The sequence below is a fragment of the Dehalobacter sp. 12DCB1 genome, from assembly GCF_004343605.1.
Lineage (GTDB): Bacteria > Bacillota > Desulfitobacteriia > Desulfitobacteriales > Syntrophobotulaceae > Dehalobacter.
Window position 1 is genome coordinate 21,842 of the sequence record NZ_POSF01000018.1, and the last position, 17,689, is coordinate 39,530.

Annotated in this window: 14 protein-coding genes; 3 read left to right on the forward strand and 11 right to left on the reverse strand. The window is 47.3% G+C overall.

Features of this window, described 5'->3' with window-relative positions; all coding sequences use genetic code 11:
• Positions 1-27 precede the first annotated feature (27 nt).
• The 6 genes from C1I38_RS11150 to ilvE all read right to left on the reverse strand — a co-directional run bounded on the left by C1I38_RS11150 (position 28) and on the right by ilvE (position 8,140).
• Positions 28-1,563 carry a 2-isopropylmalate synthase gene (locus C1I38_RS11150; RefSeq protein ID WP_131929719.1) on the reverse strand — a complete coding sequence of 512 codons (1,536 nt, stop codon included), beginning with the start codon at positions 1,561-1,563 and terminating at the stop codon, positions 28-30.
• Positions 1,564-2,081: 518 nt separating this feature from the next.
• Positions 2,082-3,077: a ketol-acid reductoisomerase gene (gene ilvC, locus C1I38_RS11155; RefSeq protein WP_119776378.1), complete on the reverse strand. Its 996-nt coding sequence runs from the start codon at positions 3,075-3,077 to the stop codon at positions 2,082-2,084.
• Between the two features lie 34 nt (positions 3,078-3,111).
• Positions 3,112-3,591, reverse strand: coding sequence for an acetolactate synthase small subunit (ilvN, locus tag C1I38_RS11160; RefSeq protein WP_119776380.1), 480 nt, complete (start codon positions 3,589-3,591; stop codon positions 3,112-3,114).
• On the reverse strand, positions 3,591-5,342 hold the full coding sequence (gene ilvB / locus C1I38_RS11165; RefSeq protein ID WP_119776382.1) for a biosynthetic-type acetolactate synthase large subunit: 1,752 nt from the start codon (positions 5,340-5,342) through the stop codon (positions 3,591-3,593). The genes ilvN and ilvB overlap by 1 nt, the downstream gene beginning before the upstream one ends.
• Before the next feature lie 4 nt (positions 5,343-5,346).
• Complete coding sequence (gene ilvD / locus C1I38_RS11170; protein ID WP_119776383.1) at positions 5,347-7,044, reverse strand: dihydroxy-acid dehydratase; 1,698 nt, start codon at positions 7,042-7,044, stop codon at positions 5,347-5,349.
• Positions 7,045-7,273: 229 nt separating this feature from the next.
• On the reverse strand, positions 7,274-8,140 hold the full coding sequence (gene ilvE, locus C1I38_RS11175) for a branched-chain-amino-acid transaminase (RefSeq protein ID WP_119776385.1): 867 nt from the start codon (positions 8,138-8,140) through the stop codon (positions 7,274-7,276).
• A gap of 380 nt (positions 8,141-8,520) precedes the next feature.
• Here ilvE and C1I38_RS11180 point away from each other — a divergent pair, with 380 nt between their 5' ends.
• The 3 genes from C1I38_RS11180 (at position 8,521) to C1I38_RS11190 (ending at position 12,842) form a co-directional block, all read left to right on the forward strand.
• The gene (locus C1I38_RS11180) at positions 8,521-9,810 is read left to right on the forward strand and encodes a homoserine dehydrogenase (RefSeq protein WP_119776386.1); all 1,290 of its coding nucleotides are present in this window, start codon (positions 8,521-8,523) and stop codon (positions 9,808-9,810) included.
• Positions 9,811-10,155: 345 nt separating this feature from the next.
• Positions 10,156-11,055: a homoserine kinase gene (thrB, locus tag C1I38_RS11185; protein ID WP_119776388.1), complete on the forward strand. Its 900-nt coding sequence runs from the start codon at positions 10,156-10,158 to the stop codon at positions 11,053-11,055.
• A 236-nt stretch (positions 11,056-11,291) separates the two neighbouring features.
• Positions 11,292-12,842 (forward strand): transcriptional regulator, encoded by a 1,551-nt coding sequence (locus C1I38_RS11190; protein WP_119776389.1) that lies wholly within the window; start codon positions 11,292-11,294, stop codon positions 12,840-12,842.
• Here C1I38_RS11190 and C1I38_RS11195 read toward each other — a convergent pair.
• From C1I38_RS11195 to mutM, 5 genes are all read right to left on the reverse strand, one after another.
• Entirely contained in the window at positions 12,814-13,398 is a 585-nt protein-coding gene (locus tag C1I38_RS11195) for a lytic transglycosylase domain-containing protein (protein ID WP_119776391.1), read from the reverse strand. The genes C1I38_RS11190 and C1I38_RS11195 overlap by 29 nt on opposite strands.
• Positions 13,399-13,544: 146 nt before the next feature.
• Complete coding sequence (coaE, locus tag C1I38_RS11200; protein WP_119776392.1) at positions 13,545-14,132, reverse strand: dephospho-CoA kinase; 588 nt, start codon at positions 14,130-14,132, stop codon at positions 13,545-13,547.
• A gap of 8 nt (positions 14,133-14,140) precedes the next feature.
• Positions 14,141-14,803 carry a sporulation membrane protein YtaF gene (gene ytaF, locus C1I38_RS11205; RefSeq protein WP_119776394.1) on the reverse strand — a complete coding sequence of 221 codons (663 nt, stop codon included), beginning with the start codon at positions 14,801-14,803 and terminating at the stop codon, positions 14,141-14,143.
• A gap of 108 nt (positions 14,804-14,911) precedes the next feature.
• Positions 14,912-16,786, reverse strand: coding sequence for an ABC-F family ATP-binding cassette domain-containing protein (locus C1I38_RS11210; RefSeq protein WP_119776528.1), 1,875 nt, complete (start codon positions 16,784-16,786; stop codon positions 14,912-14,914).
• A gap of 74 nt (positions 16,787-16,860) precedes the next feature.
• Entirely contained in the window at positions 16,861-17,682 is an 822-nt protein-coding gene (mutM, locus tag C1I38_RS11215; protein WP_119776396.1) for a DNA-formamidopyrimidine glycosylase, read from the reverse strand.
• Positions 17,683-17,689: the final 7 nt, after the last annotated feature.

Consider the following 17,689-nt stretch of genomic DNA (forward strand, 5'->3'; position numbering starts at 1 on the left):
GATAAGATAATGGGTTGATATTAGATATTATCTTTGCTTCAGGCTGATCCAGCCTTTGCTGAGTGCCCTGTTGACAGCCTGGACATACGCTTTGACGCTGGCCTCAATAATATCCGGACTGACACCCCGTCCGGCAACAGTGTGATCACCGAACGAAACCGTTACGGTCACTTCACCCTGAGAATCTTCGCCGACGTCAATCGCCTGTAACGAGAAATTCTGCAGCTTTCCTTCAATCCCAACAATTTTGTCGATTGCCTTATAGGCAGCCGCTACAGGACCGTCACCATAAGCCGCTTTCACCAGCTCATCGTGATGCTCTTTCCCATCTTTCAGCTCTAAGCCAATCGTTGCTGTAGGCTTCAGGTTATTGCCGCTTAGAATCTGCCAGTAATTTAAGGCCAGCGTTTCCTCTGCCTCCTGCGTTTCAGCAAGCGCATAAAGATCAGCTTCCGTGATAATCTTTTTCTTTTCAGCAAGCGTTTTAAAGTCTTCAAAAAGCTTCTCGAAGCGTTCTTCACTGACTTCTATGCTCAGGTCGTCCAGAGACTGTTTAACCGCATGCCTCCCGGAATGTTTACCAAGGACAATCGTATTCATATCGAGTCCGATGGCATCCGGGGACATAATTTCATACGTACTGCGTTCTTTGAGGACTCCGTCCTGATGAATGCCTGATTCGTGCGCAAAAGCGTTTTTACCTACGATCGCTTTATTGGGCTGGACCCTCATACCGGACAGTCTGCTGACCAGACTGCTGGTCCGGGAAATCTCCCGGGTGACGATACCTGTCTCGACCTCATAAAGGTCTTTCCGGGTATGCAGCGCCATGGCCAATTCTTCCAGCGCAGCATTCCCGGCCCGTTCTCCGAGGCCGTTGACCGCACATTCAATCTGATGAATGCCTGCCTTAACTGCGGCCAGGGAATTCGCGACGGCCAGTCCGAGATCATTATGGCAGTGGACGCTTACTTTGACTTTTTCAATACCATCGGTTTTGTCCATGATCGCTTTGACAAACTGAGCAAATTCTGCGGGCATCGCATACCCGACAGTATCCGGAATATTGATTACAGTTGCGCCCTCTTTAATGACCAGCGAGAATACTTTGGCCAAAAAATCTATATCGCTGCGCGAAGCATCTTCAGCACTGAATTCTACATCACTAACTTTGGATTTTGCCAGCTTGACCCCATAGACAGCGCGTTCCAACACCTCATCTGGTGTTTTTCTAAGTTTGTACTGCATATGAATCGGAGATGTCGCAATAAATGTATGGATTCGTGGGCTTTCCGCAATATGGATCGCCTCCCAGGCCCTTTCAATATCCTTGGCTTCTGCCCTGGCAAGCGCAGCAATGGTCGTATTTCTGATTTTTTCAGCGATCAGGGATACGGCCTGAAAATCACCCAGAGAAGTGATCGGAAAACCAGCTTCAATAACATCCACACCCAGTTTTTCTAGCTGACGGGCAATCTGTAGCTTCTCTTCCATATTCAGCGCAACGCCGGGAGATTGTTCCCCGTCCCTTAACGTCGTATCAAAAAATTCAATCCGTCTCACCCTATCCACCCCCTGCGACTTTATGATATCCAGTAAATTCGTTTCTAAGATTCGTTCTTATGATTATCCGGGTAGGTCTCCGTAATATATAGCCGCTTACGGCAATTGAGCCCTCCTGGCTCAAAAAGCCGCGCTGCGCACTCCTTGCTCCGCTTACGCTGGCTATATATTACGGAGACTAATCTTTGGAGTATATTTTAGTTATATTATTCTGAAAAATACATTGTTGGAATCGACATGCAAGTATAACATTCTAGAACACAGATTCTTTTAAAAAACCAAACATCTAAATGCTATATTCTGGAAAAAGTTAGCTTATAAAAACTGCTGTATCATACTTAGGATCAGTCTGTGGGCCACAGTTCCGCGACAAGCGAAGCATGGATTGCGCAGCGCGGCTATTTGAGCCATGGAGGGCTCAATTTGCCGAAAGCGGTATTGTGGCCCGCAGACCTACCCGAATATATTATTGTACCTGCGAACCTACTCAAATAGTCAAAATAGGGATTCGGCAGGCTTTATTTTTTCTTCAGCCACGGCATCATGGAACGAAGCTCTTGACCGACTTTTTCAATCTTATGTTCGGCATCCCTGCGGGTCATGGCATTGAATACGGGACGGCCAACCTGGTTTTCGGAAAGCCATTTGCGGGCAAACTCTCCGTTTTGGATTTCAGAAAGTACTTTCTTCATTTCCTTGCGGGTTTCTTCCGTAATGATCCGTCTACCTACCATCAGGTCCCCGTACTGGGCAGTATCGGATACGGAGTAGCGCATCCGGCTGATTCCGCCTTCATACATCAGGTCGACAATTAATTTCAGTTCATGCAGACACTCAAAGTAGGCGATCTCCGGCTGATAACCGGCTTCGACAAGGGTATCAAAACCGGCGCGGACCAATTCGGACGCACCGCCGCAAAGCACGGCCTGCTCACCGAACAAGTCCGTTTCAGTCTCTTCTTCAAATGTCGTTTCGATCAAACCGGTGCGGGTACAGCCAATTCCCTTAGCGTACGCAAGACCGATCTGCTTGGCATTGCCGGTAGCATCCTGATAGACGGCGATAAGTCCCGGTGTTCCTGCACCTTCGGTATAGGTTCGGCGGACAAGGTGTCCCGGGCTCTTCGGAGCAACCATGATTACGTCGACATCAGCCGGCGGCACGATCTGACCAAAGTGAATGTTAAAGCCGTGTGAAAAGCAAAGTACTTTGCCAGCGGTAAGCGACGGCTCGATCTCTTCCCGGTAGATCCTGCTCTGGGTCTCATCCGGCAGCAGGATTTGAATCAGGTCTGCTTTGGCTGCTGCTTCAGCAACCGTCATCACAGTCAAGCCGGCTTCTTCGGCTTCTTTCCACCTTGCGCTGTTTTTGCGCAAGCCCACGATAACATTCAAACCGGAATCTCTAAGGTTTTGGGATTGGGCATGACCCTGACTTCCCCAACCCATTACCGCAATCGTCTTTCCTTTCAGCAGTCCCAAATCAGCATCTTGATCATAATACATTTTAGCCATTTTATTTACTCTCCTTATTCATTATTTTTTAATTTTAATTATCGGACCGGGCAATCGCGATTTTACCGGTTCTGACAAGTTCGAGAATACCGTAAGATCTCATCGTTCTGACAAACGCATCAATCTTTTCTTCATCACCGGTTAGCTCAATAGTTAGATTATTTTTGCCCATATCGACGACTCTGCCTCTGAAAATGTCCACCGTCTGGAGTACTTCGAGCCGGGTGTCCGATTTAACCTTTACCCGAATTAGGGCCAATTCCCTGTTTACCACCGACTCCTGGCTCAGATTGGTCACTTTATGGACGACAACCAGTTTATGCAGCTGTTTAGTGACCTGTTCAATGACCTGGCTGTCACCCTCGACTACAATCGTCATCATGGAAAGGTCAGGATTTTCAGTCTGACATACCGTCAGACTATAGATATTGTAGCCCCTCCGGGAAAACAGGCTTGATACCCTTGCCAGAACCCCCGGATCATTTTCAACCATTACAGCGAGTGTATGCAGCATTATTCCTTCCCCTCCAGTATCTCTGTTATTCCCTGACCGGCAGGGACAAAAGGAAGTACAACTTCATCCGGTGAGATCGTGAAATCCAGCAAAAATGGTCCGGGCGTTGCGACAGCTTCCTTCAAGGCATCCTCAACCTGGTCGGCCTGCTCGACTCTGCGCCCTTTGATCCCATAGGCGTCAGCAAGTTTCACAAAATCGGGATTGGCATCCAGCTGGATCTGGCTGAAACGCTCGTTAAAGAGCATTTTTTGCATCTGCCTGACCATGCCTAAAACCCCATTATTCATCAGGACTATTTTTATGGGAAGGTGATATTGGACCGCGGTGGCGAGCTCATGGATACTCATTTGTAAAGAACCGTCTCCGGTAACCAGAAAGACCAAACTTTCAGGTTTGGCAAACTGGGCGCCGATTGCAGCCGGAAGACCAAATCCCATCGTGCCCAGACCGGCACTAGTAATAAAATGTCTTTCTTGATTAATCGGACAGAATTGGGCCGCCCACATCTGGTGCTGGCCGACATCCGTCACCACAACCGCTTCTTCCCCGCTGATTTTTCCCATTGCTTCCAAAATCGTCTGCGGATTGAGGCGGCCGTCCTGCTCATAGCTTAGCGGGTATTCCTTTTGCCAGTTCCTGAGTTCCTTCCACCAATCCTGAATGACCGGCGGATTGATTTTGGTAACAAACTCTTCCAGGACAAGTCTGGCATCTCCAACAATCGGGATATGTGCTCGGATGACTTTGCCGATCTCGGCAGGATCTATGTCAATATGAATGACTTTCGCTTTCGTGGCAAAACGGTGCTTCAGCCCGCTCGTGACCCTGTCGTCAAAGCGGACACCGATCGCAATCAGTAAATCGCACTCATCGACGGCGAGATTTGCAGTAATGGTCCCATGCATTCCGACCATCCCTAAATGATTCGGATGCTTGGACGGGACACTGCCAATGCCCATCAGCGTTGTGACCACAGGAAGATTGGCTTTTTGGAGCACTTCCTGAAGAATCTTACCGGCGCCGGAGGTTATGACGCCTCCCCCGGTATAAACAATCGGTTTCTTGCTTTGGGCCAGCGCTTTAGCTGCTTCAGAAATCTGACCGGAGTTTCCTTTAGTAAAGAATTTATAGCTTTTGAGCGTAACTTTGGACGAATAAGGCTCAGTGACCTCTGCTGCCATAATATTCTTCGGCAGATCGATCAGGACCGGACCCGGACGTCCTGTACTGGCAATGTAAAACGCTTCTTTCACGATACGCGGAATGTCTCTCGCATCCTTGACCAGATAGGAATGCTTCGTGATCGGCATCGTAATTCCCGTAATGTCAACTTCCTGAAAAGAATCCGTCCCCAACAGATGGGTCGATACCTGACCGGTTAAAATCACAAGCGGAATGGAATCCATATACGCATTCGCAATTCCTGTAACCATATTGGCGGCTCCCGGACCTGAGGTGGCCAGACAGACACCAACCTTGCCGCTGACCCGCGCGTAGGCATCAGCGGCATGAACAGCACTCTGCTCATGTCTCGGCAGGATATGACGGATCGAGCTGTCCAGAAGCGCATCATACAGTGCGAGCAAAGATCCGCCGGGATACCCGAATATCAGCTCTACCCCTTCCTGGTCCAGTACATCGAGCAGCGCTTTGGCACCATTATAATTATCCAAAGCAAGACTTTCTTCGTCTTCCCAGGTAATTTCAGGGTCTCTGGCTATTAAGGCGTCTTCTTTGGACCTATCCATCTATTCATTCCTCCTTAAGTGTCCGGAAAGCTGCTCCTTTATTGGCCGACTGGGCAAATTGGACGTAACGTCCCAGATATCCTGTCCGGCCTGCTACTTTATACACTTTCTCCAACCCTTTCTCCGGGTTAAAGCTGTTTCTTCTTTCTACTTTTTCAGATTCGGGCAGAAGCCAGTCGATGGTCCGTTTTTCTAAATCAATCCGAATCATATCGCCGTTTCCGACAAACGCAATCTCCCCGCCGAGCGCTGCTTCAGGAGAAATATGCCCGATCGAAAGTCCGCGGCTGCCTCCGGAAAAACGTCCGTCGGTGAGCAGCGCCACAGAAGAATCAAGCCCCATCCCCGCCAGCGTTGCGGTTGGCCCGAGCATCTCTCGCATACCCGGTCCGCCTTTCGGTCCTTCATAGCGGATAATCACGACATCGCCCTCTTTAATCACGCCGCTGCGAATCGCTTCGGCTGCCAGGTCTTCTCCGTCGTAAACCTTGGCCGCGCCCTCGAAGACAATATCCCTGTTCGCCAGAGCTCCTACTTTAATCACGGCTCCTTCCGGTGCCAGGTTGCCAAACAGGACACAAAGTCCGCCTTTGGCGGAATACGGATCAATCAGCGGCCGGATGACACTCGGATTTTTGACAGCCGCGCTGCTTAGCCTTTCCGCCATGGTAGTGCCGGAAACCGTCATGCCGGAACCATCGATCAAACCGGCATCCAACAAGCTCTTTAAAACGGCACTGATCCCGCCTGCTTCATTGACTTCGACGAGATAATGCCCGTTCACCGCCGGACTCAGTTTACAGATCTGAGGGGTCCGATCACTGATTGCATTGATCTCGGCCAGGTCAAATTCGATTTCTCCTTCAAATGCGATCGCAGGCAGATGAAGAATGGTATTGGTTGAACACCCTAACGCCATATCAGCGGCAACGCCGTTCCTGATTGAAGTGCTCGTTACGATATCACGCGGCCGGATATTATCCCGCAGCAGATTCATAACCTGATAACCGGTTTCTTTGGCCAAGCGTATTCTCTCGGAATAAACAGCCGGTATTGTACCATTGCCGGGCAGCGCCATGCCTATGACCTCTGTCAGGCAGTTCATGGAGTTTGCCGTAAACATTCCGGCACAGGAACCACAGGTCGGGCACGCATTTTGTTCGAGGCCCTGAAGCCATTCCTGGCTTTCCTGGCCGCTATAGACTTTGCCGACGCCTTCGTAGACGGTAATAAAATCAACATTTTTCCCCTCGTGACGACCCGGCAGCATCGGTCCGCCGCTCACGACGATGGCCGGCAGATTCAGCCGCATTGCAGCCATCAGCATTCCAGGGACGATTTTATCACAGCTTGGAATAAATACCAGGGCATCGACAGCATGTGCTCTGGCCATAATCTCAATGGAGTCGGTAATCAGCTCCCTGCTCGCGAGCGAAAAATGCATCCCGACGTGTCCCATGGCAATACCGTCACAGACACCAATCGTCGAAAATTCGAGCGGCGTACCGCCATTTTCTCTGACTCCGGCTTTAACTGCTTCGGCAATTTGACGCAGATGCATATGCCCGGGCACAAATTCATTAAATGAGTTGACGATACCGATCAAGGGTTTTTTGATTTCCCGGTCGGTAAGTCCGAGAGCTTTAAATAGAGACCGGTGAGGTGCCCTGTCAACTCCGATTTTTACTGCATCACTGTTCATGGGATTGCTTCCTTTCCTGAAATTTTTTTGTCTTTAATCTATTGTTTGTCTTCCACCTATTAATATAATCATTTGGGTCTTGTCTGCGCGCCACATTCCGCTCTCGGCAGATAGCGCCCTCCATGGCGCTATCTGCCGCGCTCCGCATCCATGCTCCGCTTACGCTGGAACTGTGGCACACAGACCCAGCTATGAAGGTTTAAATGTCTAGTTATTTAAAGAACAGTTACTAGATAGGCTCTCCCTCTGTCTTGACATATTCGTGGAATTTAGCCAGCAGCTTTTTAAATACGGGTCCTGGTTTACCGTCCCCTATCTTTCTGGAATCCAGCGTAATAATCGGAATCAGCTCAGCCGCCGTACCGGTCAGGAAGCACTCATCAGCACTGTAGACATCAATCAGATGAAACAACTCTTCTTGAACGGTGATCCCTTCCTGGCGGGCTAAATCGATGACAGAATCACGGGTGACACCTTTTAAAATCCCGGCATAAACTGGAGGTGTGGTTATAACTCCGTCTTTGATAATAAAAATATTGTCGCCGGTGGCTTCACTGACATACCCTTCCTGATTCAACATCAATGCTTCCATCAGACCTGCCCTGTTGGCTTCAATCTTAGCCATAATGTTGTTCAAATAGTTTAGGGATTTGATTCTCGGGCTTAACGCATCCGAACTGTTCCGGCGGGTGGCAGCCGTAATGATCTCCATCCCATTTTCGTACATGCTCTGCGGATACAATGAAATATTCCCGGCAATACAAATAATTTCCGATTTAGGGCATTTCCTTGGGTCTAAACCCATATCTCCGACCCCTCTGGAAATAATCAAGCGGATATAAGCATCTGTAAGGCTGTTTTTTCTTACAGTTTCCACAACGATATCCATCATTTCCCGACGGCTTACCTCAACGTTTAACAGGATTGCATTAGCGGAGTCATACAGTCTGTCGATATGTTCCTTTAACTTGAACACCCGGCTATTATAGGCCCGGATCCCTTCAAATACACCGTCTCCATAAAGAAAGCCATGATCGAATACAGAGATTTTCGCCTCCTGGCTGTCAACAAATTTACCATCGCAATAGATAATCATGTGAATACTCCTTTCCGAAACTCAATTTTGATTTCAACACTATCTATATTGTAACGAAACACAATCAACATGTAAAATATACCTTAATAAAAAAAAACAGGGAGTCTAATTGCTACACTTCCTAAATGTGCATATTCGTATATGAGAAAAACTCTACGTCTTTCTGAAGTATCATTATCTTTTTAACACTGTGTTATAGCACATATAATTATTTTATCTAAGTGTATATGATACAGTTAACTGTGTCAATATATTTTAAATGTACTTTTGATCTGCATTGAACCGATCGAAAAATATCCTTGCCAATTCCAGGATAGCTTGATATAATGTCCACTGTACAGAAACATTTGTTCATTCAGAAGGGATAGGGAGGAAATATTATGAAGAAAATTGTAATTGGTTTACTGGGTTTTGGAACTGTCGGATCAGGTACAGCCGCCATACTGAAAAATAACCGGTATGACATCAGTACCCGTACCAACGCTGATATAACCATAAAAAAAGCTCTAGTCCATGATATCCATAAACCTCGGCCGGATTGCTACGGCATTGTTTTGACAGACGATCCTAGGGAGATCACAGATGATCCTGAAATTGACATTGTTGTCGAAGTGATGGGCGGTATTGAGCCAGCCCGTACGCTTATCCTGACTGCAATGGCAAACGGCAAAAATGTAGTGACTGCCAATAAAGACCTCTTAGCTCAAAACGGTGAAGAACTACTTGAAGCTGCGAAAAAGAACGGTCGGGATTTGTATTTTGAAGCCAGTGTTGCTGGCGGCATCCCGATTATCGCTGCCTTAAGACAATCCCTAACCGCCAACCAGATTTCCTCACTGCTTGGAATCATTAACGGTACGACCAATTATATTTTATCTGCTATGACCGAACAGGGACGCAATTTTGCTGATGTCCTGAAAGAAGCCCAGGAGCTCGGCTATGCCGAGGCTGATCCGGTCTCCGACGTAGAAGGGCTTGATGCTGCCCGCAAACTTGCGATTCTTTCTTCCCTGGCTTTTAATACGCGCGTGACGTTTAACGATGTTTATGCCGAAGGGATTTCTAACATTTCTCCGGAAGACATTCACTACGCGGATGAACTCGGCTGCGTGATTAAGTTGCTGGCCATTGCCAAAAATCAGGAAGAAGGGATCGAGGTCAGGGTACACCCCGCCCTGATTTCAAAAAAACATCCGCTGGCCAATATCAGCGGTGTGTACAACGCGATTTATGTCACCGGTGATGCTGTCGGAGAAACCATGTTTTACGGAAAAGGCGCCGGAGCTTTACCTACAGGCAGTTCCATTGTAGCCGACATTATCCAGATTATACGCAATATGTCCGCCGGATCCGAAGGACTCCTAAATTGCGGCTGTTACCGCAACTATCCGATTATCTCAACGGATGATTTTACAACAGCTTATTACATCCGGCTTAAAGTGAAAGACGAGCCGAAAGTCTTTGCAACATTGGCGTTATTCTTTGCTGAAGCCGGCATCAGCTTTAATTCTATCATCCAGAAACCGCGGCCGGATAAAAGCGCCGAAATCGCACTGGTGACCCACCCCTGCCGGGAAGGACAACTCCGTCAGGCCATCCAGTCCCTGAATTCCTACAGCAAACTGGATAAAATCTATAATGTTATTCGGTTGGAGACGAATGGAATTTGACCGGCTCCAACTTACATTCTAAGTAAGTTATCCAAGCTAGGACAACGTTTTTCAAATAAATAAGCAAGTATATGCAGCCCATAAATATTTAGGGCTGGTCTGGGTGTCACAATTCCGCTTGCGGCAGATAGCGTCCTCCATGGCACTAACAGCCGCGCTCCGCATCCATGCTCCGCTTGACGCTGGAACTTGTGGCACCCAGACCTAATATGGGGTATTGAGGTTCGAATAAAATTATTTGAGCAATGAATTTAAGAATGTTGTACCGACTGTTTACTTCCCTCAATAATTGTTATAGAATTTATTCGAATCAATGGCATAATCGTCGAAAAAATGGAGGAAAAGATGTTCCAAGTAAAAGTACCAGCAACTTCAGCAAATCTCGGACCAGGTTTTGACTGCATGGGACTGGCTTTAAGGCTATATAACTATATCCAGGCTGAAGAAAGTGAAACACTGGAGATTATCCTTAAAGGCACCTATACGAGCAATATTCCTGCAGATGAAACTAACCTCTTATGGAAAACAGCCTGCAGGCTGTGGCAGAAAATTGGTTTCCAGCCTAGGCCGTTAAAAATCATCCTGGAAAGCCATGTTCCGCCTGCCCGCGGACTGGGAAGCAGTTCCACCGCCGTCGTTGGCGGGCTGATCATCGCAAACGCGGTAGCCGGAAACCCCTTAAACAGGCTTCAATTGCTTGAAATTGCTTCTGAAATCGAAGGCCATCCGGATAATGTCTCGCCTGCTCTTTGCGGCGGGATCACCCTGACAGTCATGGATGAAAACAAGCTTATTCCGAGGACGCTGGCAAAGTCTCCAAAATTCAAAGCCGTCGTCGTGATCCCGGATATTCTGGTTGAAACTGAAAAAGCGCGCGGGATACTGCCTGCTTCTGTTTCCAGGACTGATGTGATCTTTAACGCTTCCCGCGTTGGACTTTTAGTTGATGCGTTTATTAATGAGGAATACGATTTATTGGCGGTTGCCACTCAGGATAGGATTCACCAAAATCAGCGGGCTTCTCTGATCTCCGGTATGCCTGAAGCTTTAAAATCTGCTGTTCGCGCTGGCGCGTACGGTGCGGCTCTGAGTGGTTCAGGACCGACTTTGATTGCTTTTTGCCCCTATGGAAAAGAAGATCAGATAGCCATGACGATGAAGAGCGTACTCCAGGAGAATGGTTTGCCTTCTGCAGCCCTGACCCTGGATATTGATTCTGAGGGAGCCGTGCTGACCGAAATTTGATTTTGAGGTAAGCCCTAAACAAGAGTAAATCAACCTATAAGATACTGTTGATAGTTTTATCTATTGGCAGTATTTTTTTACTTCGGACTTACGTCATGTACCCTAACCGCTCTTGACTATTTGCACCATCCTTGGTTTGTCGCTCCTTGCCCGGATAAAAATTTTGTCAAAGAGCATGACAAAATTCTTGCTATTGCTTTAAAATTTCTACATAATTAATCCTGAGGAGGATTTTTATGACTTTTGCAGAAAAATTAGATTTTTTAATGAATATTACGAAAACAAGCAATAGCGCTCTGGCTCAGCATATCTCCGTAGATGCGTCTTTGATCAGCCGTTTTCGGCGCGGAGAACGCCAGCCTTCCCGCAACGCCAACTACCTGAGGACAATGTCTTCCTATTTGGCGCAGCGCTGTACCAAAGCGTATCAAATTACTGCTGTATTTGAACAGCTCAACATGCTGCCGACGGCAGAATCTCAGATCGAGCAGTTTAAAGCCCTGATCCATCAGTGGCTTTCAGGTGAAATCGGCAATGACACCGAAACAGTCAGCGAATTTTTAAACGAACTGTCCAATTTCAAGTTCAAAAATCTGTCCCTACCGGAAAGCAATGAGGAACCAGAACTTGCCATGGAGCTGAAGATGGATGGTGCCGTCTTCTTTGGTGAGGAAGGTAAACGGGAAGCTGTGAGTACATTTCTGACCATGCTGCTGTCCGGCAAGATTTCCCAAACACTTCTTTTATACAGTGACGAGCGGATAGACTGGTTAACTGGGGATTATTCCTTTGCAAAGAAATGGGCTGCATTGCTTAGAAAGGCGATTATAGCCGGAAATAGGATCAAAATCATCCACACGGTCAGCAGGGATTTGGATGAAATGCTCTCGGCAATCACTCAGTGGATGCCCATCTATATGACCGGAGCTGTGGAACCCTATTATTGCCCAAGAAAACGGGATGGGATTTTCGGTCGGACTTTGTTCATTGCCCCCCTGACCGCCGCCTTAACTTCAACTTCTGTAGAAAACAAGACAGCGAATGCCGCTAATTTTCTGGTGACAGATAAAAAAACGGTCAGCGCTCTGACCGATGAATTCGACGATTATCTGTCCATCTGCCGTCCGCTGATGAACATCTATACCCCGGGAAGTCAACAGGAATATCAGAAAAAGTATTCACTGGCACTGACCCATTTTGATAGCACGGAAGCTGATACAATCCTGAAAACCGAATCACTTTCCATGGTAACCATGCCTTCTGCAACCTTCGAACATATTTTGACCCGGATCGGCAGCACGGAAAAAAGAAACATCCTGTCCTACCATAAAAGCCGGACCAGAACTTTTGAAAAAAACCTTCTCCAACATCAGTACTATGAAATTGCGGCTCTCCCGGATCCTGTCCGTATGAAAAAAGGTGAACTGCGTATCGGTTTCTCTTCCTTCATCATCCACGATCAGGAACTATATTATACGCTGGAAGAATACACGGCTCATCTCCAGCACCTTATCTTTCTACTCGAAAACTATGAGAATTATCATCTGCGTCTTGTTTCCAAGGAAGAAAAGAAGGACTATTTGATTTATGCCAAAGATGCGGTCGGCGTGATGATTGCGAAGACCTCCCTGCCTTTTGTTGTGTTTGAAGTCAATGAAAGCAATATGACCTCGGCTTTTTGGGACTCTCTCCACAGTGTTGCAGTCAAACAAAAAAGCAAAAACGACAGACAGCTTACGATTACTAAATTAAAAGCATTTATTCTCGCCCTCCAGAATGTTGAGTAGCATAAAGGGCCAAATATTTTTCATAACTTCTGTAGACTTTCTCGACATATTCCCTGGTCTCTGTAATTGGAATTTTCTCCATACGGTACGCATTCGGGTCCTTCGTCCAATCATCCAGCCAGCTTTGCACCCTACCGATCCCGGCGTTATAAGCCGCCAGGGTAAGAACCGTATTGCCGGAAAACTCCTTATTCAAAGAAGCAAGGTACCAAGTGCCGTAACGAATATTGGTTTCCGGATCAAGTAAGTCAACCTTTGCGTAATCTTCATTGAGCCAGACAGCTATCTCTTTCGCTGTCCCCGGCATCAGCTGCATCAATCCGACCGCCCCTTTGGACGATTTTGATTTGGTGATGAACCTGCTTTCTTCCCTGATTACGGCAATCACCAGCAATGGATCTATTCCATACTTGGCGGCATATTTTTCAACCGTCTGCTTGTATGGAAAAGGGTACATCATTCTGCCGACAAAATTTGACTGGTATACAGCCAGAATCATAAGCAATAAAAAAATAATTGTTATGGTCTTAACAATTTTCCTCTTTGCGATAAACAAAACGCACCCATCCTATTTCATATATTCTAATATCTTGTTAACCCTTAAATGATAACATCATTTTTTTATTATCTTTTGATTATCCGTATGTTCATCTAAGCGGAGATATGATTTAATTCTGAAACATTATATACGACAACGCTGCTTCAAGGCAAGTCGAAGTCTTTCCAAATCATTTCAAGTTGTTTTTCAGTTTCTCTCCAGTCCCTGGAATTATCAATGACCCGGTGGGCTTTCTTTTTTTTGTCCTCAAGCGGCATTTGCGCGGCTAGCCGTCGCTCGGCCTCTTCCCTGGTCAAGCTACTTCGTTCCATCAGCCTGGTGATTTGTATTTCAGCAGGGACATAAACGACCCAAACCTCGTCGACAAATTTTCCCCATCCCGTCTCCAGAAGCAACGGAATATCCAGGATAATCAGCTTTTCACCTTGGATCTCTACTTTCAGGCATTGATCCTGCATCTGCTGCCAGATCAAAGGGTGAACAAGTCTCTCAAGCCTTTGCCTGGCCTCTGGATCGGCAAATATGATTTTTCCCAGCTCCGCCCGGTCAATCTTTCCATCTAGGACGCATTCAGATCCAAACTCTTTGCCGATCAAAGGGATTAACGCCCCGTCATACAACCTATGAACTGCGTCATCCGCGTTAAAGACCGGGATGCCCTTCTGCGCAAACCAGTCGGCAACACGCGTCTTGCCGCTCGCTATTCCTCCTGTAAGTCCAATTTTGATCATGTTTAACCTCAAATTATTTTTAATGACCCGATGAGTATCAGGACAATCCCCGGCAGATACCTGACTCTGGCCAACACGCTCGCCGGAAGTCTGCCTGTCAATACCTGACCAGTAAAGATCATCAGAATCTGCATCAATGTCACCATCCCGATGACATACCAGAGAATTCCTGTCAGCGCAGCGGCTACGCCCGAAGCAAACGCATCCAGGGACAATGCCACGCCCAGAAGCAGACTTTCATTCAGTGTAATGACTCCGGAGCCGTCAATGTCTGCCGCATCAGGTGTCTTCAGAACCTGAATGACCAGACCGAAGAAATTTAAATGAATACTGAACAAAGTACGATATGGATTGTCATCTATCTGCCCAGCTGCAGCTGTCATTACCGGTACAGCTTCGGGAAGTTCCGCTCTGTTTCTCAAAGTCTGAATCAACTGATACAAGCCGATTGCAATAAGAACGACTGCTCCCAGAATACCGGGATGGATCACCGTAAGCTGAGACGTGATCAGATGTCCGCAGTACATGGAGACTGTCATAGCGAGTGTCGTACAAAAACCAATGATCATCATGGAACTAAGCGGGATCCGAATCCTCTTCAGACCGTAGGCCATCCCTACCCCTAAACCGTCAAGACTCAAAGCCAAAGCAAGGATCATTGCCATTCCCATATTCTTTTACCCCTTAAGTATTTCCTTCGGGATAATATATGGCTGTAACCTCGTTTTGGTGTGCCGCGCTGGCTCATCTGTGGTCGTCGGTCTGTCAGTTTTTTCGTACTAATCCTGGTAAGCCAGCCACTCCTCCATCAGATGATCGAGCTCTGTCTGCACTTTCTCATACGACTGGTGAAGTGACAATGTCAGTTCATAATCACTGGCTGCGGCATCGAGCTTATCCTCAATTTCTTGAAGTAATAATTCTGTTTCCGCAATTTTTTCCTCAATTTGTTTGATCTTTTTTTCTATCCGTTTGGTATTCTTGGACTCTTCCCTGTAATCTCTGGCCTTTTGAATCTCTTCATTTTTACAGATCTGATCTTGGGCGGCTTGAGCAGATTCTGTTTCTTCATCTTCACGCTTCTCGCTCATTTCACGATAGGCCGTGTAGTCTCCCTCAAATACCTTCAGACCATTCACTGTCAGCAATGCAATCTTATTGACGATTCGGTTCAGAAAGTACCGGTCATGGGATACGGTCAAAATTGTCCCATTGTAATCCTGCAACACTTCCTCCAGGACTTCTCTCGTCTCCATATCGAGATGGTTGGTCGGCTCATCAAGCAAAAGCAGGTTCCCCTGATTCAGAAAAAGCTTGCAAAGTGCCAGCCTGCTTTTCTCTCCCCCGCTTAAACCAGCAACAGGTTTGAATACATCCTCTCCCCGGAAGCCAAAACGGGCTAAAACATTGCGTATTTCCGGATCGTCAAGCGTTGAAGAATAACGGATTTCGTCCATGACAATTTCCCTTAAGCCAATATTCTCATGCTCCTGGGAATAGTAGCTGACGGAAACATTCGCCCCGGTTCGGATCGTACCGTTATACGGGATTTGTCCTGTAACAGCTCTTAACAGCGTCGTCTTTCCAATCCCGTTTCTGCCGAGCAGGGCAATCTTATCACCCCGGCGCAATTCCAAACCTACATGTTCAAATATGGTCTTCTGCCCGTACTTAACGGCCAGATCGTCTATTTCGAGAACCCGGTCACCTGAGCGGGTTTTGGCCTGGAGGCTTATGTTGAGTTTTTTCGAATCTTTCGGCGCATTCACCGGTGTAATTCTTTTCAGCATGGATTCCCTGCCCCGGGCTTGTTTAGCTTTGATTCCGGCGCCATGACGCCGGATATACTCCTCCAGGTCCGCAATTTTTTTATTGATCCGTTCCGCTTCTCTGGTCAGCGATATTTTTTCAATATTCCGCTGCAATTCAAATTCCGAATAATTGCCGTTATAAGCTTTCAGGAACCTATCCTCAATCAGGAAGGTGCTGTCCACGACCCTGTCCAGGAAGTACCTGTCATGGGAAACGACAAGCACAGCTCCAGCATAATCGCCCAGGTAATTTTCGAGCCATTCCAGTGCTTCAATATCAAGATGGTTCGTAGGCTCGTCAAGAATCAGAACGTCCGGATCACGCAGCAGAAGCTTGCCAAGCGCCAGACGCGTTTTCTGACCACCGCTTAAATGATTAGCTTCAGTCGTCTGATGCCGGTCCATCCCGAGTCCGGTCAGGATCTTGCGGATCCTGGCTTCGAGCGCATAACCACCCGCCCTTTCATATTGTTCCGTAAGCAGACTGTACCTTTCGAGCGTCTTCTCGTCGGCCTGTTCCGCCATTTTATTTTCCAGGGATCTGAGATTGTCCCGCAGATCAAGAATATCTTGACGTTCAGCCAGCATCAGCTCAAATACTGTACCGTGTTCTGCTGTGGCTGCAGTCGTCTGCGGCAGATAACCGACAGTACCCTGCCAGTTGATATCTCCGCTTTCATGAGCAATCTCTCCCATGACAGCCCTGATCAGTGTTGTTTTACCTGCCCCATTGGCTCCGACCAGGCCGGCTTTTTGACCCTTTTCCAAACGCAGCGTTATATGATCCAGCAGGGTGCTCCCTGCTACCTCAATTTTAAGTCCATTGCAATAAAGTATGCTCATCCTTCTGTGAAATACTCCTCTTGGATTCTTTCTTCCTGCATTAAAAGTTATGCCTTCTTCAAAACGGATTTCATCTATCTCTGGCAGTTTGGACAATACACCGTTGTCCTTCCGACTACTTTGATTTTAGCCAATTGACCTCCGCAATATTTACACTCCTGACCGCTGCGTCCGTAAACCATCAGATTTTCCTGAAATGCACCCTTCTTGCCGTCTGCATCACGATAATCACGAAATGATGTTCCGCCAGCTGTGATTCCTTCCTGCAGAACCTCACAGATCGCATCGTAAAGCAGAATAATCTCCGACACCTTTAACGAAACCGTATTCCTATCCGGCAAAATGCCTGCGCGGAACAATGCCTCGTCCGCATAAATATTTCCGATACCGGCTACGACGGTCTGATCCAGCAGCGCAGCCTTGATCGTACTCTTTTTCCTGGCGAGACGCATCCCGAGCTGATCAAATGTAAATGACTCGTCCAGCGGTTCCGGCCCAAGTTTAGCCAAACAAGCGGCGTTACAGGACATTTGAAAAGGCACCAGCTGTATTCTGCCAAATTTCCGGATATCGGAGTAATGAAGTTCTCCCTGATCGAGCCTAAACAGGACATGCGTATGTTTATCTGGCTCGTGCAGCTCAGGATAATAGATCAAACGTCCGGTCATCCTGAAATGAATGATCATCGTAAGGCCGTGACTCAGGTTCATGAGCAGATACTTGCCGCGTCTGTCAAGGCTTTCAATCGTCCGGTTCCTGACCAAAGCGCTGAAATCCTCATCCGCCAGAGAAACTGCTGCCGGAGGCCATCGGACTTCGACATCTTCAATTGTCTTTCCCAGAATCCTTGCAGCCAGGGACAGCCGGATACTTTCTACTTCGGGCAGTTCAGGCATCAGATCG

What these genes read in the sequence shown, in the direction of transcription:
- ilvC (WP_119776378.1), bottom strand. Translation starts at nt 3,077, where the DNA reads ATGGCTAAAATGTATTATGATCAAGATGCTGATTTGGGACTGCTGAAA.
- ilvN (WP_119776380.1), bottom strand. Translation starts at nt 3,591, where the DNA reads ATGCTGCATACACTCGCTGTAATGGTTGAAAATGATCCGGGGGTTCTG.
- ilvB (WP_119776382.1), bottom strand. Translation starts at nt 5,342, where the DNA reads ATGGATAGGTCCAAAGAAGACGCCTTAATAGCCAGAGACCCTGAAATT.
- ilvD (WP_119776383.1), bottom strand. Translation starts at nt 7,044, where the DNA reads ATGAACAGTGATGCAGTAAAAATCGGAGTTGACAGGGCACCTCACCGG.
- ilvE (WP_119776385.1), bottom strand. Translation starts at nt 8,140, where the DNA reads ATGATTATCTATTGCGATGGTAAATTTGTTGACAGCCAGGAGGCGAAA.
- C1I38_RS11180 (WP_119776386.1), top strand. Translation starts at nt 8,521, where the DNA reads ATGAAGAAAATTGTAATTGGTTTACTGGGTTTTGGAACTGTCGGATCA.
- thrB (WP_119776388.1), top strand. Translation starts at nt 10,156, where the DNA reads ATGTTCCAAGTAAAAGTACCAGCAACTTCAGCAAATCTCGGACCAGGT.
- C1I38_RS11190 (WP_119776389.1), top strand. Translation starts at nt 11,292, where the DNA reads ATGACTTTTGCAGAAAAATTAGATTTTTTAATGAATATTACGAAAACA.
- coaE (WP_119776392.1), bottom strand. Translation starts at nt 14,132, where the DNA reads ATGATCAAAATTGGACTTACAGGAGGAATAGCGAGCGGCAAGACGCGT.
- ytaF (WP_119776394.1), bottom strand. Translation starts at nt 14,803, where the DNA reads ATGGGAATGGCAATGATCCTTGCTTTGGCTTTGAGTCTTGACGGTTTA.
- C1I38_RS11210 (WP_119776528.1), bottom strand. Translation starts at nt 16,786, where the DNA reads ATGAGCATACTTTATTGCAATGGACTTAAAATTGAGGTAGCAGGGAGC.
- mutM (WP_119776396.1), bottom strand. Translation starts at nt 17,682, where the DNA reads ATGCCTGAACTGCCCGAAGTAGAAAGTATCCGGCTGTCCCTGGCTGCA.